This window comes from Paraburkholderia pallida, from assembly GCF_004524855.1.
GTDB classification, from domain to species: Bacteria; Pseudomonadota; Gammaproteobacteria; order Burkholderiales; family Burkholderiaceae; genus Paraburkholderia; species Paraburkholderia oxyphila.
The window spans coordinates 3,086,931-3,106,578 of record NZ_CP038148.1 but is presented as its reverse complement, the minus strand read 5'-3'; the positions used below and the strand labels follow the sequence as shown (position 1 = coordinate 3,106,578).

Annotated in this window: 26 protein-coding genes; 13 read left to right on the top strand and 13 right to left on the bottom strand. The window is 60.7% G+C overall.

Annotated elements, in window-relative coordinates; translation table 11 throughout:
* Positions 1–53 precede the first annotated feature (53 nt).
* From E1956_RS14095 to E1956_RS14045, 11 genes are all read right to left on the bottom strand, one after another.
* Positions 54–284, bottom strand: coding sequence for a hypothetical protein (locus E1956_RS14095; protein ID WP_134749787.1), 231 nt, complete (start codon positions 282–284; stop codon positions 54–56).
* Positions 281–652, bottom strand: a complete 372-nt coding sequence (locus tag E1956_RS14090) for a hypothetical protein (RefSeq protein WP_134749785.1) — start codon at positions 650–652, stop codon at positions 281–283. Before E1956_RS14090 ends, E1956_RS14095 begins: the two co-directional genes overlap by 4 nt.
* Before the next feature lie 2 nt (positions 653–654).
* On the bottom strand, positions 655–909 hold the full coding sequence (locus E1956_RS14085; protein ID WP_134749783.1) for a hypothetical protein: 255 nt from the start codon (positions 907–909) through the stop codon (positions 655–657).
* 2 nt (positions 910–911) lie between these two features.
* Positions 912–1,325 (bottom strand): hypothetical protein, encoded by a 414-nt coding sequence (locus E1956_RS14080; RefSeq protein ID WP_197732797.1) that lies wholly within the window; start codon positions 1,323–1,325, stop codon positions 912–914.
* Positions 1,322–2,665 (bottom strand): pyridoxal phosphate biosynthetic protein PdxJ, encoded by a 1,344-nt coding sequence (locus E1956_RS14075; protein ID WP_134749781.1) that lies wholly within the window; start codon positions 2,663–2,665, stop codon positions 1,322–1,324. The genes E1956_RS14080 and E1956_RS14075 overlap by 4 nt, the downstream gene beginning before the upstream one ends.
* Entirely contained in the window at positions 2,662–3,210 is a 549-nt protein-coding gene (locus tag E1956_RS46660; RefSeq protein ID WP_197732796.1) for a hypothetical protein, read from the bottom strand. Before E1956_RS46660 ends, E1956_RS14075 begins: the two co-directional genes overlap by 4 nt.
* Entirely contained in the window at positions 3,200–3,442 is a 243-nt protein-coding gene (locus E1956_RS14065; RefSeq protein WP_232071159.1) for a hypothetical protein, read from the bottom strand. Before E1956_RS14065 ends, E1956_RS46660 begins: the two co-directional genes overlap by 11 nt.
* Positions 3,442–3,792, bottom strand: coding sequence for a beta-hexosaminidase (locus E1956_RS14060; RefSeq protein WP_134749777.1), 351 nt, complete (start codon positions 3,790–3,792; stop codon positions 3,442–3,444). The genes E1956_RS14065 and E1956_RS14060 overlap by 1 nt, the downstream gene beginning before the upstream one ends.
* Before the next feature lie 6 nt (positions 3,793–3,798).
* Positions 3,799–4,002 carry a hypothetical protein gene (locus E1956_RS14055; RefSeq protein WP_134749775.1) on the bottom strand — a complete coding sequence of 68 codons (204 nt, stop codon included), beginning with the start codon at positions 4,000–4,002 and terminating at the stop codon, positions 3,799–3,801.
* A 21-nt stretch (positions 4,003–4,023) separates the two neighbouring features.
* Positions 4,024–4,257: a hypothetical protein gene (locus E1956_RS14050; RefSeq protein ID WP_134749773.1), complete on the bottom strand. Its 234-nt coding sequence runs from the start codon at positions 4,255–4,257 to the stop codon at positions 4,024–4,026.
* Between the two features lie 468 nt (positions 4,258–4,725).
* Entirely contained in the window at positions 4,726–5,124 is a 399-nt protein-coding gene (locus E1956_RS14045; RefSeq protein ID WP_134749771.1) for a hypothetical protein, read from the bottom strand.
* An 85-nt stretch (positions 5,125–5,209) separates the two neighbouring features.
* Here E1956_RS14045 and E1956_RS14040 point away from each other — a divergent pair, with 85 nt between their 5' ends.
* Both E1956_RS14040 and E1956_RS14035 read left to right on the top strand, forming a co-directional pair.
* Positions 5,210–5,458, top strand: a complete 249-nt coding sequence (locus E1956_RS14040; RefSeq protein ID WP_134749769.1) for a transcriptional regulator — start codon at positions 5,210–5,212, stop codon at positions 5,456–5,458.
* A 117-nt stretch (positions 5,459–5,575) separates the two neighbouring features.
* Entirely contained in the window at positions 5,576–6,085 is a 510-nt protein-coding gene (locus tag E1956_RS14035) for a phage regulatory CII family protein (RefSeq protein WP_134749767.1), read from the top strand.
* 117 nt (positions 6,086–6,202) lie between these two features.
* On the opposite strand, the gene E1956_RS14030 is transcribed toward E1956_RS14035, so the two are convergent.
* Positions 6,203–6,493, bottom strand: coding sequence for a hypothetical protein (locus tag E1956_RS14030; protein WP_134749765.1), 291 nt, complete (start codon positions 6,491–6,493; stop codon positions 6,203–6,205).
* A gap of 157 nt (positions 6,494–6,650) precedes the next feature.
* Between E1956_RS14030 and E1956_RS14025 the strand changes: the two genes are divergently transcribed.
* A complete protein-coding gene (locus E1956_RS14025; protein WP_134749763.1) occupies positions 6,651–9,407 on the top strand; it encodes a VapE domain-containing protein in 2,757 nt (918 codons plus the stop codon).
* Between the two features lie 246 nt (positions 9,408–9,653).
* Entirely contained in the window at positions 9,654–10,436 is a 783-nt protein-coding gene (locus E1956_RS14020; protein ID WP_134749761.1) for a DnaJ-like cysteine-rich domain-containing protein, read from the top strand.
* A 227-nt stretch (positions 10,437–10,663) separates the two neighbouring features.
* On the opposite strand, the gene E1956_RS14015 is transcribed toward E1956_RS14020, so the two are convergent.
* Entirely contained in the window at positions 10,664–11,008 is a 345-nt protein-coding gene (locus E1956_RS14015) for a DUF4236 domain-containing protein (RefSeq protein WP_197732795.1), read from the bottom strand.
* A gap of 45 nt (positions 11,009–11,053) precedes the next feature.
* Here E1956_RS14015 and E1956_RS14010 point away from each other — a divergent pair, with 45 nt between their 5' ends.
* The 9 genes from E1956_RS14010 to E1956_RS13970 all read left to right on the top strand — a co-directional run bounded on the left by E1956_RS14010 (position 11,054) and on the right by E1956_RS13970 (position 19,637).
* Complete coding sequence (locus tag E1956_RS14010) at positions 11,054–11,839, top strand: hypothetical protein (protein WP_134749759.1); 786 nt, start codon at positions 11,054–11,056, stop codon at positions 11,837–11,839.
* A gap of 185 nt (positions 11,840–12,024) precedes the next feature.
* Positions 12,025–12,690: a hypothetical protein gene (locus E1956_RS14005; protein WP_134749757.1), complete on the top strand. Its 666-nt coding sequence runs from the start codon at positions 12,025–12,027 to the stop codon at positions 12,688–12,690.
* A complete protein-coding gene (locus tag E1956_RS14000) occupies positions 12,677–14,728 on the top strand; it encodes a phage terminase large subunit family protein (RefSeq protein WP_134749755.1) in 2,052 nt (683 codons plus the stop codon). The genes E1956_RS14005 and E1956_RS14000 overlap by 14 nt, the downstream gene beginning before the upstream one ends.
* Before the next feature lie 7 nt (positions 14,729–14,735).
* Positions 14,736–14,942 (top strand): phage head-tail joining protein, encoded by a 207-nt coding sequence (locus tag E1956_RS13995; RefSeq protein ID WP_134749753.1) that lies wholly within the window; start codon positions 14,736–14,738, stop codon positions 14,940–14,942.
* 3 nt (positions 14,943–14,945) lie between these two features.
* The gene (locus tag E1956_RS13990) at positions 14,946–16,442 is read left to right on the top strand and encodes a phage portal protein (protein ID WP_134749751.1); all 1,497 of its coding nucleotides are present in this window, start codon (positions 14,946–14,948) and stop codon (positions 16,440–16,442) included.
* 44 nt (positions 16,443–16,486) lie between these two features.
* Positions 16,487–18,502, top strand: coding sequence for a prohead protease/major capsid protein fusion protein (locus tag E1956_RS13985; RefSeq protein ID WP_232071157.1), 2,016 nt, complete (start codon positions 16,487–16,489; stop codon positions 18,500–18,502).
* Between the two features lie 70 nt (positions 18,503–18,572).
* On the top strand, positions 18,573–18,911 hold the full coding sequence (locus E1956_RS13980) for a DUF2190 family protein (protein WP_134749749.1): 339 nt from the start codon (positions 18,573–18,575) through the stop codon (positions 18,909–18,911).
* A gap of 4 nt (positions 18,912–18,915) precedes the next feature.
* On the top strand, positions 18,916–19,209 hold the full coding sequence (locus E1956_RS13975) for a head-tail joining protein (protein ID WP_134749747.1): 294 nt from the start codon (positions 18,916–18,918) through the stop codon (positions 19,207–19,209).
* Complete coding sequence (locus E1956_RS13970) at positions 19,206–19,637, top strand: hypothetical protein (RefSeq protein WP_134749745.1); 432 nt, start codon at positions 19,206–19,208, stop codon at positions 19,635–19,637. The genes E1956_RS13975 and E1956_RS13970 overlap by 4 nt, the downstream gene beginning before the upstream one ends.
* Positions 19,638–19,648 lie beyond the last annotated feature (11 nt).

Below are 19,648 nucleotides of genomic sequence, written 5' to 3'. Positions count from 1 at the left end.
GTGACGGTATACAGGATATCGCATCGGTGCGCCATACCCGCCGCACGGTAGCGTCATGCAGCATGGCGTCTGGCTTTCTCGGACATCGAATCGAGATACTCCGCGACAGCCTCATACGGTGCAAACCGCGCCGATCCTTCCTTATACGTTGCGATTGGGAAGATCTCGGCGCTGATCTGGTTCCGCACAGTCCCTTCGGCCATCGAGAGCAGTTGCGCGAGCTGCGGGACCGACAGGCGTACGCCGAACTTTTCGAGGATGTATGCGCGTGTGAGCAGGTTCATGCCCGGCCTCCGGTTGCGAGTTGAAGGGCGTGGGCCTGCATCGCTGCGAGCACCGCGCTGGCATTGAATCGCGTGGTCGTTGACACGGGCGCCATTCCGGCGATGCACCAGTATTCGTCCATGCGCTTGCGTGGGCTAAGCATCCGGAAGCGCTCGATTTCGCCCTCCGCTTCAGCTTTCTCGATGACCTCGTCGACGAGCCACTTCGCGGTGCGGAGTGCTGTGATGATCTTCTTTTTCGGCAGCGGCCCATTCTCGCGAAGCAGTGCAATCGCATCGGCCTGCAAAGTTGCTTTGTCGCGCTTGTGCTGGATCGTGCCGTTGATCGGGCTGGGCGTATATCGGCCCGGCAGCGTGTTGATCGGCATCCTCATTCTTCTTCCCCGTTCATTTCTTTAAACCACCTGTCCATGCACGGCAGAAGCGTAGTAGCGTCGGCATCGGCGAGAAGCCCGTCGATTTGCGTCTGAGTCCAGCTGGTTTGCTTGGTAGCCGAGGCGGCGGTGACCTCCGCGGCAAGATAGAGCGGCCAGAAGCGATCTTCGGCGGGCGTGAGGGTTCGATCGGTGCGCGCGACAGCGGCGCTGGCCTGCGCGTGGATCGCGCGGAGCTGTTGCTCATTCATGGTTATCCCCGATTCGTTGCGGAGCGCATGGCACGCTCCAACTGCATCAATCCAGTCTCGATCGACAGGCGACCTTGTTCGGCCCACGTGCGCGCCTCCTGCGCCGCCTTGTGCCGGCTATAGCTGCCTACTTCATCGCGCATGAGGTCGAGCAACTCGATGTCGGCGCCAAGCACGATGGCCTCGGCCAGCGAGCGGATCTCGATGCTGAACGCCTCGAGGCGCGAGAGGTTGCCCCGTCGATCAGACGGGGCTTCGTTCTTCTGGATGGAGGGCAATAGCCCGTCGCCGTTGTCTTTTACGTGCGCAGGCTGCGCCGGTACGGCGCCAGCGAGCGAAAGCCTCGGGCGCTCTTCCGCGTCGCCCCGCTGACGCGGCAGCGGACATGGGGTAGAAATAGCCGTGGACAAAGTCATGGCTTGCCCCCAGTGGGAAAGGGCCACAGCGCGGTCGGAGCAGTCGTGGGTGCCTTTCCTGACGCATCGGCAAGCTCTTCGGTCCAGTCCGGATCGGGGGCTTGCCACAGCTTGATCAGCCAGGAATGAACGCCCTGCGCTTCCTTGGCATCACGCTTGCGCGGATCTTCCATCTCGCGCGTGATGTGCATGACGGCCGCTCGAATCGCCTGGCCGCGCGTGGGGTAGGTTGGATCGCCGTCACGCAGGGTGCAGGGGCTCGACCCGGATCCGGTGCCGATCGAGTACGACGTGCTGAAAATCCACTTGCCGGTATCAACGTGCGCAAGGTGGATTTCGTACGGATGCTTGCCCGATCGTTTGAAAAGGGGCGCCTTGATCGTCTCGTGTCTTGTGTACACGCCATGCTCGTTGGGCGTCGAGATCTTGCGGTTCGACGCTTTTGCCGGCAGCGCATCGAGCAGGTCTGTGAGCGGGGTCACCGCCGCGTGGACGCCTTCAACGGTGCCGGGAGAAAGCTTGCCGAACAGCGGATCATGCAGCACGGACTGCAGTGCCTGCAAAAGTTGCTTTGCCTGCGCCTCGCTGATTTTTTTCGCCGCTGGCGCTGCTGCTGCCGCGTCGACGTGTTTCTTCGTGGCCTTCGCTTTGCCTGCCGACTTCGCCGCTTCGATCCCGCGCTGAAGCCGTTCAAGCGCCTTATCCGGCCCGTACTTTCGGATCTCCTCGATCGCTAGCGTGCCGGCAACTGAGCCGTCGCGCACGAGCTTGTGCAGAGCTGAGGGCGCGGTTTCGAGCAGCGCAACGTCGCGAACGGTCTGATCGGTGATCTGCAGGCGGTTGCAGATCGTTTTCATGTCCACCTTCCACACGTCGCGCAGCTCAGCGATGTTTTGCGCGAGTTCGAGCGGCGAAGTGCGCTTGCTTTCATTGCTGGTCAGGCCGCCAAAGATCAGGTTGATGCGGTTGACCGATTTCGCGTCCATCATCACGACAGGGATGAGGCCAAGGTCGGCGCCAGCATCGATGGCGAAGCCGATGCCGTGGTATCGATGCTGTCCTTTCCACACGTACACACGGTCTGCGCCACCGACCTTGCGCACGTAGCAGTGCAGCGGCTGGCTCTTGTCGTATCCGTCGGCCGCGATGAGTTTCCCGAGGCGTTGCGCCCAATCGACATCGAGCGGCCGAACGTTATCGCGGGGGTCGTAATGAATCTCATCGTACGGAAGCATCCACAGGTCGGCGGACTTGCCGCCGGCGGCTTTCACTGCGGCCTTCGTGTTGCCGGTGACGATCATGGCGTCGAGTACGAGCGGGCTGATGCGCTTATCATTCATACGGCACCTCCTTGTGCGAGCGTGAACTGCAGGCGCTCGATTTCGTCGTCGAGATAGAACCGGGCTTCCTTTATCGCCTTGATTTGATCGCGAACGGCACGTGAAGACCCATCACGCAGGCCGACGCACCATAGGTGACGGATAGCGCTCCCGACGTTGTAGTTGCGATGGCGGGTCACCTGCACGCATGCAACGCCGCTCGGATCTTCGTAGATGAAGGGAATTTCGCGAGCGGCAACCGCGTTGCTCGATGCCTGCCTGGAGATGCCGGCTACATCGGCGTCTGTGGCGATGGGGGCGTCGTGGCCGCGCCCGGCGAGTGAACCAGAAAGGTAGTAGCAGGACACTTGCAGGGCGGGATTGCCGCCGCCGGAAAGATCGCCCTCGATAACCACGGTAGCTCGCACGAGCATGTTGAGCTCGCGGTTGATCGCTACCCGGTCGGCATCCGGAAGGGCGCTATAGATCTCATTGCGGGTGTAGGTTGAGCCCGAAGCCAGAAGGGCGATCAGCGATTTGCAGATCGGCGAAAGATCAATTTGCATGGCTGCTCCCGAAAAGGCTCACCGTCCGGCCGCGCAACAGCGAGCGCAGGAAGCACAGCGCGCAGAAGGCTGCGATGAGGATGACGGCCGTTTTGCCGGCAGCGATGCCGGCGACGAGCCAGAGGATGGAGTCGATCAGCCCGAACAGGCCGCCGAGGGTTCGATTGGGTTGCGGACTGGTCAACAGCCAGGCGGTCGTACAGGTCGCAATGGCTATCAGAAGGGCGAGCATCACGCGACCTCCGCGACCGGCGGTTGGGCACGGCGCGTTTTCGCCTTGGCGATCGTCTTCTCGGCCATCGATGCGGCTTGCGCGGTGCGGTGTCGCTGGACGGCCGAAGCGCAATCATCTTCCGACGGATACGAGATCTGCGTGCGCACGATGGTTGCGCCATCGAGGATCATATACAGCGTGTAGATGCTGTCAGACAGCGGGCGGCGAGCGACGACGTATTGACCGACCATGACAGGCGTCGTCGGGCGCGGTGCCATCGGGTCGTATTTGACGACTGAGCGCAGGCCAATCGTGTCGCGCCGCTGTTGCTGGTTTTCGGGGGGCGCGTTGAGTTTGATGCGTGGCATGTGGTGTTACTCCGAATCGCCGGCGGCGCGGCACTTCCCGTCGAGCGGTTGATCGGCAGGTTGCTCGCGCTTCTTCCTCATCTCAGCGAGGTTTGTGAGGCAGATACGCATGGCTGGGTTAGTGATGGCGTCAGCGGCGGAGCCGGAGTAGCGACCGAGGCGGTGTTCGCGCGCGATTTCGAGGTCAGATACGGGAAGTCGCTTGGTCACTGCCTGCTCCTTGGTGACGGGTCAGGCGACTACGCGCGCGGCGTGGGGGGCACGCACAGCAGCGTCGGGATCGGGCGAAAGCACATTGATGCCGATCACGATCACTGCAATGAAGAGGCAAATGCGCCAGTGCGGAGATTCCTCAAAGTTGCTTTGGGGAACGTGTTGCTTGATCGTCGGCTGCTGCTCAAGTTTCAGCCATTGCCGGCGTGCATCTCCGTGTTCGTCTTGAGACAAGGAGGGGGTTTTGCGCATCGCAATTCTCGATGAGGGGAGGAAGTTCGAACGGTTCGAACTTTAGCGAAACGCGAAATGTCTGTCTATAGCGAAACGCGAAATATCGGCGCTAAATTTGTAACAATGCATTTGGAATGAAATTGCAAGCCGTATGTAACAAATCGACCTTGGTACTGTATATTCGTACAGTATTAACTTACAAGAGAGTTGGGAGCGGGATGCGCGGGGAACGTCAAGAGCTATGCACGCTAAAGTGCAAGCCGGGGGACTTGGTGAGGGTGATTGTTTCGACGAACCCCGAGTTGGTAGGGGCTATTGCTCTTGTGGAAGGCCTGCGGACGGATGGGCGGTGGAACGTTTATCTTGATAGAGCCGCTTTCGGTTTTAATTTTCGGGATAAGCGGCCCGTCATCACTCACGAATTCTGCTTCCGTGATTCTTCGTTGGAGCCGATCGGCCATCTGAGCGATCTATACGGCTCCCAGGTCAATCACCTCGCGGGCGATCGTCATCTGTATCGCCAGATTTGCTCAGAGGCCGAGCAAGCAGTCCGCGAATGAACGCCTCAACCTGAAGGCGACCTGACTCATCAAGTTTTTCCCAACCGGCTGGCTCGCGCTTTGATTTGCTGACGTTATCAATCGGTTGCGCCGAGTGATCCACATCAAGCCAACCATCCGGCTTACCGGCTGCGCTGTCGATGCGCCGAGCCGTTTCTTTGCGCATGCCGCGCTTCTTTCCTGTCTTCGAATCCTTGGCGCCATCCCGCAGGTTGGCGAATTGCGCCAAGCTCATGCTCAACGCATTCGCTACCGATGTGGGACTTCCGTACTCTTCTTCCAAGAGTCGGAGGTTGGTTCGTCTGATTTCGTCGATGTCCTTCATGGGCCGAATTCAATAGCAAATCGCTAAAGCCGTATATGCGCGTAACGCTATAGACAAATGTTTCGCGTTTCGCTAAAGTTTCGCGATGAATCTTCGAACCTATCTGTCCGCCGAGCGCGGCCGCCTGGTGAAACTGGCTCGGAACATCGGTGCGCACGCATCTGACGTAAGCGCGTGGGCAAATCTCATGCGGCCAGTTCCGATCATCGTGTGTTGGTCAATTGAGCGCGCGACGACCGGGGCCGTTACGCGGAAAGACTTGCGTCCCAACGACTGGCATTTGATCTGGCCAGAGCTGGGCGATGAAAGTTGGAATTCTGCGGCCGAATCTTGAGTTCAGAGCCACATTTGTTCGCCGCAGCCGGCGTTGAGTGATCGAGTCTGAATCTTAGGGTTTAGTGCTTCGAGCGAACAGTATGAAAAACAGGTCCACAAAGAAAACGAGGCAAGCATGACCTGCAGATACAGCGGCACAGATTGGCTTGACGTGCTTTACACGTCGGTCCGCAATACGCCGGGGGGCGTGGCTGATGCGGCCGCGTTCCTTACGAATCGCCGTGGCAAGAGCATTGGTACAGAGTCGCTGCGCCTGCGTTTGCGCGGTGAGGGTGAAAACCGCCTCTCGATGGAGATGTTCGAGTTGCTGATCGAGTGGATGGAAGAAAAGCGCCAGTCTCATTGCTTCGATGCGATCCACGCGCTCAATGAGCGCTTCGCCTTGCGCGCTGAGCCCATCGACCAGACCGGCGCGGATGACTCGGTGAGTGGCATAGCGCTCGATACTCTTGAACTTGCCCGCCAAACCGGTGCTGTAGCGCACGAAGTTAGCGTGGCACTGGCGGACAACAAGATCACGCGCCGGGAGGCAGACGCGATCGCCAGTGCGGCGCGGGAGGAACAGCGCTTGCTCGATCGTCTGCTTGCGCGTGTCATGCGCGTCAGCAAAATCGGACGCCGATAAGCAATGCAGTTTCGACCTGGAATGGCGTGCTGCAACCCGTACAGAGCCAAGGCCGGTTTGTGCTGCGATCTCGATCGCCAACTCGAATGTGCCTCAATCGAGCTGGCACGTCTTGCCTTACACGCGCCCGCGCGCGTCGCACCATTCCTCGCGACTCTTCTGCCGATATTCCCGACCGATATGCTCCTCGACCGTGCGCGGCAGGTCGGCCATATCGACGATTTCATCTCGACTGCCGCCAGTCATTGCGCCGCTCTGCGCACGCTGACTGAGCGGCGTCTTTTCTTCGGCTTCGTTGGTGGTTTCTTTACGCCAGAGCAGGTCGAGCGATTCAAGGGCCTGCATGAGGCCGAATGGCGCCGCCTGCGCGGCAAATAACTTTCCGGGGTTCAAAGTGACTTTGTCCAACACCGCATCTGCGCTTCGTGCGCGGCATCCTCTTGCTTCCAAGCTGTCGAACGGCACCGCGCGATTCAATGCAGGCCGCCGTCAGTGGCGTTCATTCTTCAACCGTGAGGGTCTGATTTTCCCGCGCATCGTCATTGCGGGAGCGGGGCGCTAAACGATGGCGACACTCGACCAGATCGCCAATCAGTTGATGGCCGCCGGCCATCCGAAATTGCCAGAAGGGCATCCGCGCATCTCTGACAACGGGCGCCCGCATCGCTACGGGCCGGGCAAGAAGTACTGGTATTCGATCCACGAGGTGGTGCAGGTCGGCGTGGTGATCGGATACACGGGAGCATTCGGCTATTGGTCCGGCGACGACAATGGCGCGCAGACATTTCAATGGGAGGGTGCGGCCGCTTCTCCCGAATCGCTCGCAGAATCGAGACAGCATCAGAAACGAGCGGAGGAGGCAGCGGCAGCGAAGGCGCGTGAGAAGGCGAAGCTGGCAGCGAACCGCGCGCAGGATCAATGGTGCGCCGCGTCCGAATCGGGCGCGTCCGCATATCTCGATCGCAAGCAGATCACGCCTGAAGGCGTGCGCTTCGCAGCCGACGGCACGCTCTACGTGCCAATGTACGTTTACAGCGCCGACGGCGCGCGTCTTGCCGGCCTGCAGAAAATCTCGCCGACCGGCTCGAAGCTGTTCAACAAGGGCATGGAAAAGGCGGGCACCGCGCTCCAGCTCGGCAACATCGAAGCCGGGGACAAGGTTGCGATGATCGCCGAAGGCTACGCAACAGCGCGGTCGATCCGCATGGCGATCGAGGATCGCATTCCGGTCGTGGTGTGCTTCGACGCGGGCGGCATTCTCGCGGCAGCGCAGTCGTTGCGCGCAGCGTGCCCGGATATCCATGTTCTCATCTGCGCCGACGATGACTGGGTGATCGAGCGACGCATGCGTGATCACCTGCGTGACGAATACGGTTTCGAAGGCGAGATCTATGTCGACGCTGCCGAGGCGACGCAGATCACGCACGCCAAGCTGCAGTACGCCGTCCGCGCCGCCGGCAAGCGCGATGAGCACGGCGTGCCGTATATCGAACTCTTGATCGAGCGTGACGGTGTCGCACCGCGCGTGCGTCGTTTCGAAAACACGGGCGTGAAGCGCGCGCGGGCAGCGGCGGCAGCTGTCGGCAATGCGAGCGTGACGATTCCGATGTTCTCGGGCCGAGGCGAGCGCAAGCTCACCGACTTCAACGATCTGCACGTCGAGGAAGGCCTGCACGTCGTCAAAGCGCAGATCGAATGCGCCTTGATCGCAGCACTCGCGCCCGCGAATTATGCGATTCCGTCGTTTCCGCATCTGCACGCCGTCGAGCGCGGGCAGGATCCGCTGTACGAGCAGGCCGCTGCGCACGTGCGTAAACGCAAGCGTGTGTCGATCTCGGCGCTTCAGCGCGAGTTGAAAATCGGCTACAACCGCGCCGCGCATCTGCTCGACGATCTTGAAAAGGCCGGCATGGTGAGTGCGCCCAGTGCCAATGGCGTGCGTGCGCTCGTCGGCAAAGCCGCGGCTACCCCTTCGTCGGCTGACGCAGGTGAAGAGACGCCGGAATGGGATGGTGTAGAGGGCGAGAATAGCCACTTTACGTGGCAACAGCGTCTGCGTCGCGCGGAGAAGTCCAACGCGCTGCTGCCATGCCTCGACAATGTGTTCGCCATCCTGACGCACGACAAGCGCTGGCAAGGCGTGCTGGCCTTCGAGAAGTTCGCGCTGCGTATCATGAAGCTGAAGGCACCCCCATTCGAAGGTGGCGAAAAAGGCGAGTGGGGCGACCGCGACGATGCACGTTGCGCGCTGTGGCTGGGCCAGAACTATTCATTCAGCCCGCGTCCTGACGTGATCGCCGACGCAGTGTTTCTCGCGGCAGAGCGCAACAGCTACCATGAGGTCCGAGATTACCTCGCCGGCCTGCAGTGGGACCGCACGCCGCGTCTGCGCGGATGGTTGTCGACGTGGCTCGGTGTGCAGGACAGCGAATATGTCCGACACGTCTCGTATAAGTGGCTACTCGGCGCTGTCGGCCGCGTGATGCGCCCTGGCTGCAAGATGGATAACGTGCTGATTTTCGAAGGCAAGCAGGACGCGGGCAAGTCGGCCGCATTTCGCACACTCTTCGGATCGGGCTGGTTCACCGACGCGAACATCGTGATCGGCGACAAGGATTCATTTGCTGTGATGGCCGGCAAGTGGGTTATCGAGCTGGCCGAGCTGGACGCGCTGAGCAAGGCCGACTCGTCGAACGCAAAGCGATTCTTTACGACGGCAGTCGACACGTACCGGCCGCCATACGCTCGTCGCGCAATCGACGTGCCGCGCCAGAGCGTTTTCGGCGGCACGGTGAATTTCGATACGTATTTGAAGGACGAATCGGGCAACCGGCGTTATTGGCCCGTGCGTACGGCCGATGTGCTCGATTTAAAGGGCCTCGCGCTGAACCGCGACCAGATCTGGGCCGAGGCGTATTCGGAGTACTGCGAGTGGGAACGGGCCAATGCAGAAGCGGACGGCATTTTGCCCGCACCGTGGCAGGTTCTGCCCGAAGAAAAGCACTTGTTCTCGGCTGAGCAGGACGCGCGCTACGAAGGTGACATTTACGAGACGATGATTGCGCGCTATTGCGAGCACATGCAGCGCGTGACGATGGAAGACATTCTCAACTCGTGCCTGAAGCTCGAAATCTCGAAGTGGACGCCCGCAGAACAGCGCCGTATCGGGAAGGCGATGAAGTCACTCGGATGGGTTCGCAAGCGCGAATCGAAGGGCACGCGTGAGTGGTACTACGAGCCGCCTGCGCAGGAACCGGTGGCTGTGATCGCCGCAGACGGCGCGCTCGCAGAAGTGACGGAGGACGATGATGTGCCTCTGTAAAACGACTCTCGCCGCACGCCGTGGCGCGCGCGTCAGCCTGTATTGGCGCGCCAGCGCAATCGCGGCAGCGCGCCGCTCGGCGTCCCATGTCCCGACGTCCCAACCGCAGGCCCTCGTGTGCGTGCGCGTGACGCGTGCGACGTGCGCGATGTGCGGGCGAGGGTGCGCACGTCGCAGGCGCCTGCGCGCAGACACGACCCTTTTTCATTGGGACATTGGGACAGTAGGACGGAAGGGAGTAGCTCGATGATCGACCTGAAAGAGCAAGCCGGTATTGCGATGAACGTACGCGGGCAATTCTCCGATCCGATTGCGGATCCCCAAGTGACTTTGGGCGCCCTAGCATTCGCGAACGATCTTGGTCGACTGCTTTGGCGGATGAAGTACGGGCAGGACGTGAAACGCTCAGGTCTTAATCGAGCGACGCTGCTTCTCGCGAAGCGGCTGCGTGACGCGGGGAGATTCAATCGGTCGAAATTCACGGGCGTGACAAGAGCCGCGGAGAAGACTGCGGCGCTTACAGGGAAAAAGATCGAACGACAAGTGACGGACATTGTCGAGCGATTCTCGCGTCAGGCCATCATCGAATGGATTGCCGATCTTTGCATTGCATGCGATGGCCGCGGTGTGAGCGGGCGCGGCCGCGCGACGATACTGCAACGAGTTGTTTGCCAGTCGTGTAGCGGAGCCGGACGGCTGTGCGTTGATGAATATCGGATCCCCTTTGCCGGGCGCGGAGATGGTCGTGGGCCGATGATATTCCGCGAGATTGAGCGCTGCGGTCAATGCAACGGGGCAGGTCGCATCAGTGTTCCGGTTTTGGAAAAGAACGCAGGCCGGCAAATCTGCAGCGCATGTCAGGGAACCGGTCGCCGTCCAGAAGATCACCCGGCACGAGCACGCGCGCTCGGTGTCCCGATGGATCAATATCGATTGCACTGGCAGCCGTATTTCCACGCTGTGCACGCGCTTCTCGACGCAATCGACGGCGCTGCAAATGACACGGTGCGCATGCGAATGCAACGATGAAAATCTTGCTTTCCAAGAAAAATCCTGCCTATACTTCGCGCCATGCATCCTTTACCGCGTCACTGGATCTGTGAGCGCTCGCACACTCGTAGCGCAACCCTTTCGGCCATCCAAATACAACTTACTCGGGCTGTCAGGTCATGTGGGGGCACTCGCCCCTAAGAAACGTGGATATCCGAAGCCCTGAGTGCGCAAGCCTCGGGGTTTTTTCAATTGGAAATCTCGAATCACTGTTCTGACAGGAGTACGGCTGCGGTGGCAATGATCCCCAGCGCAAACGTCACAATCGTGAACCAGGAAATTAGCTTCCAGACCAACTTGAGTAGTCGCCATTCGTTGGGGGACGGTTGAGCTTGTCCGGTGCTGCTTGCCTGGCGGGTGCGTGAGGACCACGAAATGCCGGTACCGGGAATGCCCAGCGTTGTGCGAGGAGTTCGACCCGGCTTGATGTTGACGCTTGCCCCGGGTCTGCCCACGGTAAAGCTGACGCCGGTCTTCCCCAGGTTGATCCTGACGCCGGGCAGGATCTTGATACTTCTTCGAAACCGCATGGTAGCTCCGGTGGGTTGCATGACCCATATGCTAACGCGTCGGCGCCTCAAACTTCTGGTGACGCTATGGCCGGCTTCGAAATCAAAAGCAACATCGCCGATTCGCTGGGATTTATGGGCACGCTGTTTTACAACCAGATCCCGTACGCGACGGCACGTGCACTGACGAAGACGGCGCAGCTCGCACAGCAGGCCATACGGGCGGAGATGGAAGCCCGATTTGACCGACCCACGCCGTACACGCTGAACAGCACCTATGTGAAGTCTGCGACGAAGACCGATCTCGTCGCACGGGTGTGGATCAAAGACGACACGTCCAAGGGCACGCCGGCCAGCAAGTACATCGGCCCGGAAGTCTATGGTGGCGAGCGGAGCATGAAGCGCTTCGAGCGCGCATTGCAGGCGCGCGGCCTGCTGCCTCCGGGCATGGTTGCAGTTCCGGGCAAGGCGGCGACACTGGACCAGTACGGCAACGTGTCGCGCGGCCTGATCGTTGAAGTGTTGTCATACCTTCAGGCATTTGGCGAGCAGGGTTATCGCGCCAATATGAGCGAGCGACGGCGTGACAGGATGGTGCGCGGTGGCAAGGGAGCGCGTGGGTACAGTTACTTTGTCCTGCTTAAGCGTGAAGGCAAGTTGCTTCCGGGTATCTACAAGCGGATCGCATACGGCAGGGATTCCCGCATCGAGCACCTCGCGTATAGCGCGGCAAAGCCCGTGTTCATATTCGTGAAGCAGCCAACCTACAAGCCGCGGCTACCCTTCGACGATGTCGCGCGTCGGGTGGCTGAGGCGCAGTTCGAAGGCGTGTTCAGGCGTGCGTTCGAGGAGGCGGTCGAGACGGCGCGGTGAGGGCCGGCCGATGCCCGGCGGCTCTCTGTGATGCATGGGTCCTTCCCGGGCATCGGCAAACGAGGGTAATTCGAACCTCGCAAAAAACGCTGTTCCAAGATTTTTTCAGGGTAGCCAGATGGGTAGCCACGGGTAGCCAACCCAATGGTAGCCATCGGTAGCCGTTCATCTCCGGAGCGCTTCCAATGAGTGAAATGAGCCAGCGCGAGTTCGGCCGGCTGGTCGGCGTCACCCATCGGGCGGTGCAGAAGGCGATCGAGGCGAAACGCATTTCGTTGAACGCTCGCGGCAAGATCGATTCGGAAACCGCACTCGCCGAATGGAACAGGAACACCGACGAGTCGAAGCGATCCTTTACGGATCTCGCGCGGCAGGCCAACGCCCCAGCAGCGACTCTCCGCGCCAACGGCACGTCGGAGTTCGGCCAAATGACTGACGATCCGGCTGACGCCGACGATACTTTCGCTGACGCCGAGTTTGAGCAGCCTGCCGCTGCGACAACAGGGACTGCCGCACTCGCGGGAAGCGATCCGTGGACGAGCCAGTATCGGGCATCGCGGGCTGGTCGCGAGAAAACGCGGCATGAGCGTGAACTGCTCGAGCTGGCGCAGCTTCGGGGCAGCCTGATCTCCGTAGCCGAAGCGCAGCGACTTGCCTTTACTGCGTTGCGCACGGTGCGTGATGCCGTCATGAACGTGGCGGTGCGCGTCAAGGACGAACTGGCTGCGGAGACAGATGAAGCCCGGATCCAGCAGCGCCTGGAGGATGAACTTGCATCGGCGCTGGGCGCGGTCGATAGCGACAGGATCCTGCGGGAAATCGAGGCGGAAGAAATCGATGGGGGCGATTGACCAGTTTGTACGAACGCTAGTCGAAGCGATACGGCCGGACGAGCGGCTTGGGATTGCCGAATGGTCGGAGCGCCACCGCATCCTGCCGGAGACGGCACCGGAGCCGGGGCGCTGGCGCAACAGCCGTACGCCGTATCTCGTGGGGATCATGGACGCCTTGTCCGGTTTGCCAAGTGCAGTGACGCGTTATACGCACGACGACCACCGGTTGTTCGATAACGCGTGGGTGCGCGTGGTTGGCATGCAAAAGGGTCACCAGCTAGGTGGCTCCGCGCTCGGAGAGAGTTTCGTCGGACGTAGCATCACGTCGGCGGCCGGCAATATCCTCGCAGTGTTCGCGACCAAGGACGATGCGGAAAAGTGGGAGCTGGATCGCTTCGAACCGATGCGTCTGTCGACCCCGGAGTTGAGGCGTCGAGTGCGCGATTCCGGGAAGAAAGGTAGCGACAACACCAAACTGCGCAAGCGCTTTCCGGGCGGCATGCTCAACCTCGTGAGTGCCTCGCGGGCTGGCCGGTTGAAATCGACGACGGTGCGGTATGTGCTGCTGGAGGAGATCGACGAATACGACATGAACGTCGACGGCCAGGGCAACCCGATTGATCTGGCCGAGAACCGCACCAGCAACTACGGCCGGCGCGCGAAGATTTTCGCTAACTCGACCCCTACGATTGAGGGGCGTTCACAGATCGCGAAGCTGTATGCGCGGGGCGATCAGCGCCGTTACTTTGTGCCGTGCCCAGACTGCGGCTTCCCGCAGTTCTTCGAATGGAAGAACATGCGGTGGACAGAGGGCGTTCCGGAAAGCGTGCGGTATTACTGCTGCGAATGCGGTGTCGGAAATCCCGAGCACGCATGGAAGACGCGCGGTTATGAGAACGCGTACTGGATGCCGACGGCTGCTGGCGACGGCAAGACGGCAAGCTTTCACCTGTCGGCCCTGTATGCGCCGATTGGCTGGCGCCCGTGGATCGATCTTGTGCGTGACTGGATCGCGGCGCAGACCGATGTCGAAAAGCTGATTGCCTTCGTCAACAACGCGCTCGCAGAGTGCTGGAAAGACAAGACCGCCGAGGTGGCGTGGGAGTCGATCAAGCGGCGCGCGGAGCCGTTCGCGCTGCGCACCATTCCCCGCGGCGTGCTGGCGATGACAGCGGCGGTGGACACGCAGAATGACCGGCTGGAGGTGACCATCATGGGCTGGGGGCGTCATCTGACGCGCTGGACCATCGATCATGTGGTCATCAAGGGTGACCCTGCAACACCGGAGCCCTGGAACGCGCTTGACCGGCTGCGCGAGACACCGCTGACCAATTCATTCGGTGTGCCAATGCGCATCGAACTGATGGCGGTCGACTCAGGGGGCGGTCGTACCCAGGATGTGTACGACTACTGTCGTACGCGTCGCCATCTTGGCGTGTTCGCAGTCAAAGGGGCGTCGGAGAAACACAAGCCGATCATTGGGCGTCCGACCCAGCAGGACGTGACGATCAGGGGCATGACGCACAAGCATGGTGTGCAGTTGTGGCCAGTAGGCACGGACACGGCGAAATCGCGAATCTTTGCCAACCTGCTCGGCGATGAGGACGCGGAACCCATCGATCGGCGCATACGCTTCAGCGAGGGGCTAGACGACGAGTATTTCCAGCAGGTTGTATCGGAGGCGTACAACGCAGCGAAGGACCGCTGGGACAAGCTCAGGCCGCGCAATGAAGCACTCGATTGTATGGTCTACAACCTCGCCTGCGCGTACCACCCGCGGCTACGTTTGAATCTGATGACGGAGGCAGACTGGCTGGCACGCGAGGCGGTGTTCGAGCCGCGCGTGCAGGATCTTTTCCACCAACCGGCAGAGACGGTGTCTAGCGAGGCCGTGGCGGGGCAGGCTGAAGATACCGTGGCATCAGATGTGAATGGCGCTGTTTCGGCGGAGGAGCCGGTCGCGACAGCTTCGGTTGCTTCGGAGGTTCGGGAAGCGGAGGTATTGCCAGCGCGGCGGGCATGGATAACACCGCGCCGCAACTGGTTCAACAGGTAGGGTTCACATGGCATTTACAAGTAACGATCTGGATAGCGTTGATCGTGCGATCGCGATGGGGCAGCTTGAAGTCGACTATGACGGTAAGAAGGTGAAATTCCGGTCGATGGACGAGCTGATCAAGGCGCGCAATCTTATTCGGGACGAACTGGCGCTGCAGCAGGGCACCCCGCGGCGCCGGTCGTCGATCGCGATCACGAATATGAACCGGTGACACATGCGAGAAACCTTCCTTGACCGGGCCATCAGCTGGGTCAGTCCGTCCGCTGGCGTTCAACGTATGCGTGCCCGTGCTGCGCTCGAATCGGGTCGGGTGGCAGCACGGGCGTTCGACGGTGCGAGCAAGAACCTGCGCGGGTTGAACTGGCGTACGCCTGGCACGAGCGGCAACGCCGAGCTGGTGCCCGCACTTGCCGCGTTGCGCAACCGCTCGCGCGATCTGGTGCGCAACAACGGCTACATCAAGCACGCGCTACGTGTATGGGGGGCAAACCTCGTCGGTACCGGTATCGTCGCCAAGTTCGACAACAAGCGTGTCCAGACGGCGTGGACCGCGTGGATAGACCAGTGCGATGCCGACGGGTTGCTCAACTTCTATGGCTTGCAACTGATGGTCGCGCGCGCCATGAAAGAGTCCGGGGAGTGCCTCGTACGGTTTCGCGTACGCCGGCTCGACGACGGGCTCGACGTCCCACTTCAGCTGCAGGTGCTGGAAGCAGATTATCTCGACAGCTCACGTATGGGGTTGATTGATGGGGGATTCTGTGTGGCCGGCGTGCAGTTCGACAGAATTGGCCGTCGCGTCGGTTACTGGTTGTTTGATCAGCATCCAGGCGAACTGATTCAGGTCACGACGCGCATTCAAAGTCGCTTTGTGCCGGCCAGTGAAGTGCTGCACCTGTTCGATCCGACAACGCGCCCGAACACCGTCCGCGGTCTGCCGGAGTTCGCCGTATCGATCTGGCGTGCGCGTGACCTCGACGAATACCATGAAGCGGAGCGCGTGCGAAAGAAGATCGAGGCCTGCTTCGCGGGCTTCATTATCGGCAGTGCCGAATCCGGACCTGTGGGCTCGCCGGTTTCAGCATCAGTGACAGGATCGACGCGCGTCCAGGTCGAGCAGCTCGAACCCGGCACGCTCAGCTATCTGAACCCGGACGAAGATATCAAGTTTGCGACGCCGACCTCTAACGGTGACTTTGAGCCTTATAACCGGGCGGAATTGCGTGCGATCGCTGCGGGATCCGATGTGACCTACGAGCAATTGACGGGGGACTTCTCACAGGTGAATTTCACGAGCGGCCGGATGGGCAAGATGGAGTTCAAGCGGATTCTGGAGCAGCAGCAGTGGCTGATTTTCATTCCGATGTTCTGCAATGCAGTGGCGAACCGGTTCGTCCAAACGGGCTACCTGGCTGGCAGGTTCGCCAAGCCTGTTGCGCCGCGTGACTGGACCGCACCACGTATCGAAATGGTCGACCCATTGCGGGAGACCAAGGCAATGGTTGAGCAGATCAACGAGGGGCTAATCAGCCGCGCAGAAGCTCAGCGGCAAATTGGCCAGGACCCGGCCACGATGAACAAGGAAATTGGCGAAGACACCTTTGTGCCGAAGGTACCGGCCGCACAGGCAAACACGGCGGATGGAAGTGCGTCTGATACGTCCGGTGCGTCGGCAGAGGAACCACCTGACAAATCCGTTCCGAAAGACTGATGCGAAGCCCGCCCGACAGCGGGCTTTTTTCATGGAGGCCACAGATGCCTGCAGTAACAGAACAACGGCAACAACGCGCTACGCAGCAGGACGGTATGCCGCTGTCGTTGCGCGAAATGCCGATCCTGAACGTCGACGATTCGACGCGAACAGTCGATTGCACCTGGACCGCTGGCGCCCTCGTGCAGCGATACGACTGGTATCGCGATCGGCCGTATCTCGAAGAGCTCAGTACTGACCCCGCACACGTCAACCTGCAACGTCTGCAGTCGGGCAATGCACCGGTGCTGAACAGTCATAGCGCCTGGGACGTCGGCAGTGTGATCGGCGTTGTGCAGTCTGCCAGCATGGGGACAGACAGCGGTCAGGCCAGTATCCGATTTTCCAACCGCGATGATGTCACGCCGATCTGGCAGGACGTGCAGGACCGCATTCTGCGCAACGTGTCGCTCGGCGCACGCATCAACCAGATTGAGATGATTCCACCGGGCGCAGAGGATAACGAACAGTGGATCTACCGGGCGATCGACTGGGAGCCCTACGAGATTTCACTGGTGCCCGTCGGCGCCGACCTGAATGCGACCTTGCGCAGCGGCGGTACGCCGCCGGACGGGGAGCCGCGAATTTTTCCGTGCGTGATCACGGAGCGAACCTTTAACCGTGGGGCCGCAGCCTCCATCACATCGAGAGCCACGACTATGGATCCTCAGGACCAACAGCAAGAGAACAATAGCCAGCGTGACGGTATGGATACCGTACGTGCGGAAGGCGCGCGGCTGGAGCGGCAGCGCATTGCGGACATCCGCACGGCAGTTCGCGCATCGGGACTTGACGGTCAGGAGCAACTGATTCAGCAATTCACCGACGCTGGCACGACCGTGGATGCGGTGCGTACTGAAGTGCTGCGCCGTCTCGCCGAACGCAGCGACGCCGATCCGACCCGTGGTCAGCGCGTCGATATCGAAGTGGTCGACGGCAGCACGCAACGCCGTGAGGCGATGATCAATTCGCTGATGCATCGAGTCAATCCAAGGGTCGCGCTGACGGAGGAAGGGCGCAGTTACCGTGGCATGACATTGCGCGAGCTGTGCCGCGACTCACTGGAACAATTCGGTATCTCGACGCGCGGCATGGGCGCGCGGGACATCGCCGGCATTGCGCTTGGCATTGTGCAGCGGGGCGGCTACCAGGCGACGGGTGATCTGCCATTGGTATTTGGTTCGGTTATCGCACGCACGATGCGCAACGCGTACGAGGCTGCACCGAAGACTTTCACAGCGTGGGCGCGGCCGACGACGATCACCGATTTCCGGCCGATTACGCGAGTGGCGTTTGACGGGGCCGTCAAGTTTGAGAAGGTCAACGAAGCTGGCGAATACAAGTACGGCAAGCTGGTCGAGGGCGGCGAAACGTACCAGCTGGGTACCTTTGGCAAGATCGTCTCGTTTACCCGCCAGATGATCATCAACGATGACATGTCTGCGCTGGAACGTCTTCCGACGCTCTTTGGCAATGCCGCTGCGGATCTCGAATCGGACATCGTCTACGGCATTCTGACGGCAAACCCGAAGATGTCCGATGGTCTGCCGATTTTTGATGCCAAACACGACAACGTGGGCGCAGGAGCAACGATCGATATCGATTCGTTGAGCGCGGGTCGGCTTGCCATGCGCACGCAAACTTCCCCTGGAGGCACGCTGCTGAATTTGATGCCTCGCACCTTGCTGGTGCCCGCGGCGCTGGAAACGCTGTCGTGGCAGATGACGAGCGCTGGGTATACACCGACCGAATCGGGCAAACAGAACCCGTTCGTCAATGCGTTGACGCCCGTTGTCGAGTCGCGGCTCGACGCCGTCGACCCGGCCGCATGGTACCTGCTTGCGGACAACGGTCGCATCGATACGGTCGAGTACGCGTATCTGGACGGCGAGGCTGGCCTGTACACCGAGCAGGCAATCGACTTTAACGTCGACGGCATGAAGGTCAAGGGCCGGCTGGACTTCGCAGCGAAGGCGATCGATTACCGCGGCATGTACCGGAACAAGCCTGCTGGAAAGTAAGCGTGGGGTAGCGCGGGCGAGCCCGCGTACCGCAGCAATCCCAACCCAGTTTTAACCGTGGAGTTTCAACATGCAGAATTTCATCCAGAAAGGCAGCACGCTGACCTTTACGCTCGCCACTGCGGTGGCAAGCGGTCAGCTGGTGATGGTCGGTGCGTTACCGTGCGTAGCGCAGGGACCGTACCCGGCCAACGTGGAAGGCGAATACCGCTGTGTCGGTGTGTATGAGTTTCCCGCTGCGGCGGCTGATACCGCAAAGGCCGGTGCCGCTGCATATTTCGACGGCGAAAAGATCGTCGTCGAGGGCGATGTGTGCGTCGGTATTTACGTCGCCGACAAGGCAGTCAATTCGTCGGTTGCGCGCGTGCGTCTGAATGGAGTCGCGATGCCGCCTGTCGCAGCCGGCTAGTCCCATGTTTGATCTCTCAGTGTTCTGGCCGGCTTTCAAGGCCGCAGGCATGCTTGAGCGGGTCACCGTGGACGGCACACCGGATGAATTCGATGCCGGGTTCAATCGTCCGGATATCGTACTGTTCGATCGGGCCAAGGTTTCGGACAACGTGCTGGAGTACCAGACGGCCGATGCGCCAGCACTCACTACCGGCAGCGTACTCGTCATCAAGGGCATGCGCTACCGGGTCTCCGACAAGCCGGTACAGGACCGCGCTGGCTTCTTCTCGCAGGTTCCTGTGGAGCGCATGCGATGACGACACCATTTGACGATGTGCTCGACGCATTCGAGCAGGCCGCACGCTCGGTGCCGGGGTTTAACGGGCATGCATGGGTCGAGCGCGAAGAAAAAATCGATCGCGAGGAGATGCCGGCAGCGCTGATTCTGCCAGGCGAAATGGTGCCGGTCGACCTCGGTGGCGACACGACGGCAATGAATTTCATCGTGAAGGTGCTGGTCTTCATCGGGGGCGAACGACCGTCCCGGCGCTTCTATCCGCTTGCGGCTGATCTCCATCAGGAACTGACGTGGAACGTCGCGCTGCAACGGCTGCTGGCAGAGCTGCCCGCGCCCGCGATGGGTGAGGCCGAATACGACAACCACGATGGCTTCACCGGCATTTTCCAGATCCGCTATGCGCTGCGGCTGCCGGTTGAGCGCTCGAACATTTCCCAACCTGCCTGACAAGGAATCAC

Coding starts and splice junctions, on each gene's coding strand:
- E1956_RS14095 (WP_134749787.1), bottom strand. CDS start 284: ATGAACCTGCTCACACGCGCATACATCCTCGAAAAGTTCGGCGTACGC.
- E1956_RS14090 (WP_134749785.1), bottom strand. CDS start 652: ATGCCGATCAACACGCTGCCGGGCCGATATACGCCCAGCCCGATCAAC.
- E1956_RS14085 (WP_134749783.1), bottom strand. CDS start 909: ATGAATGAGCAACAGCTCCGCGCGATCCACGCGCAGGCCAGCGCCGCT.
- E1956_RS14080 (WP_197732797.1), bottom strand. CDS start 1,325: ATGACTTTGTCCACGGCTATTTCTACCCCATGTCCGCTGCCGCGTCAG.
- E1956_RS14075 (WP_134749781.1), bottom strand. CDS start 2,665: ATGAATGATAAGCGCATCAGCCCGCTCGTACTCGACGCCATGATCGTC.
- E1956_RS46660 (WP_197732796.1), bottom strand. CDS start 3,210: ATGCAAATTGATCTTTCGCCGATCTGCAAATCGCTGATCGCCCTTCTG.
- E1956_RS14065 (WP_232071159.1), bottom strand. CDS start 3,442: ATGCTCGCCCTTCTGATAGCCATTGCGACCTGTACGACCGCCTGGCTG.
- E1956_RS14060 (WP_134749777.1), bottom strand. CDS start 3,792: ATGCCACGCATCAAACTCAACGCGCCCCCCGAAAACCAGCAACAGCGG.
- E1956_RS14050 (WP_134749773.1), bottom strand. CDS start 4,257: ATGCGCAAAACCCCCTCCTTGTCTCAAGACGAACACGGAGATGCACGC.
- E1956_RS14045 (WP_134749771.1), bottom strand. CDS start 5,124: ATGAAGGACATCGACGAAATCAGACGAACCAACCTCCGACTCTTGGAA.
- E1956_RS14040 (WP_134749769.1), top strand. CDS start 5,210: ATGAATCTTCGAACCTATCTGTCCGCCGAGCGCGGCCGCCTGGTGAAA.
- E1956_RS14035 (WP_134749767.1), top strand. CDS start 5,576: ATGACCTGCAGATACAGCGGCACAGATTGGCTTGACGTGCTTTACACG.
- E1956_RS14025 (WP_134749763.1), top strand. CDS start 6,651: ATGGCGACACTCGACCAGATCGCCAATCAGTTGATGGCCGCCGGCCAT.
- E1956_RS14020 (WP_134749761.1), top strand. CDS start 9,654: ATGATCGACCTGAAAGAGCAAGCCGGTATTGCGATGAACGTACGCGGG.
- E1956_RS14015 (WP_197732795.1), bottom strand. CDS start 11,008: ATGCAACCCACCGGAGCTACCATGCGGTTTCGAAGAAGTATCAAGATC.
- E1956_RS14010 (WP_134749759.1), top strand. CDS start 11,054: ATGGCCGGCTTCGAAATCAAAAGCAACATCGCCGATTCGCTGGGATTT.
- E1956_RS14005 (WP_134749757.1), top strand. CDS start 12,025: ATGAGTGAAATGAGCCAGCGCGAGTTCGGCCGGCTGGTCGGCGTCACC.
- E1956_RS14000 (WP_134749755.1), top strand. CDS start 12,677: ATGGGGGCGATTGACCAGTTTGTACGAACGCTAGTCGAAGCGATACGG.
- E1956_RS13995 (WP_134749753.1), top strand. CDS start 14,736: ATGGCATTTACAAGTAACGATCTGGATAGCGTTGATCGTGCGATCGCG.
- E1956_RS13990 (WP_134749751.1), top strand. CDS start 14,946: ATGCGAGAAACCTTCCTTGACCGGGCCATCAGCTGGGTCAGTCCGTCC.
- E1956_RS13985 (WP_232071157.1), top strand. CDS start 16,487: ATGCCTGCAGTAACAGAACAACGGCAACAACGCGCTACGCAGCAGGAC.
- E1956_RS13980 (WP_134749749.1), top strand. CDS start 18,573: ATGCAGAATTTCATCCAGAAAGGCAGCACGCTGACCTTTACGCTCGCC.
- E1956_RS13975 (WP_134749747.1), top strand. CDS start 18,916: ATGTTTGATCTCTCAGTGTTCTGGCCGGCTTTCAAGGCCGCAGGCATG.
- E1956_RS13970 (WP_134749745.1), top strand. CDS start 19,206: ATGACGACACCATTTGACGATGTGCTCGACGCATTCGAGCAGGCCGCA.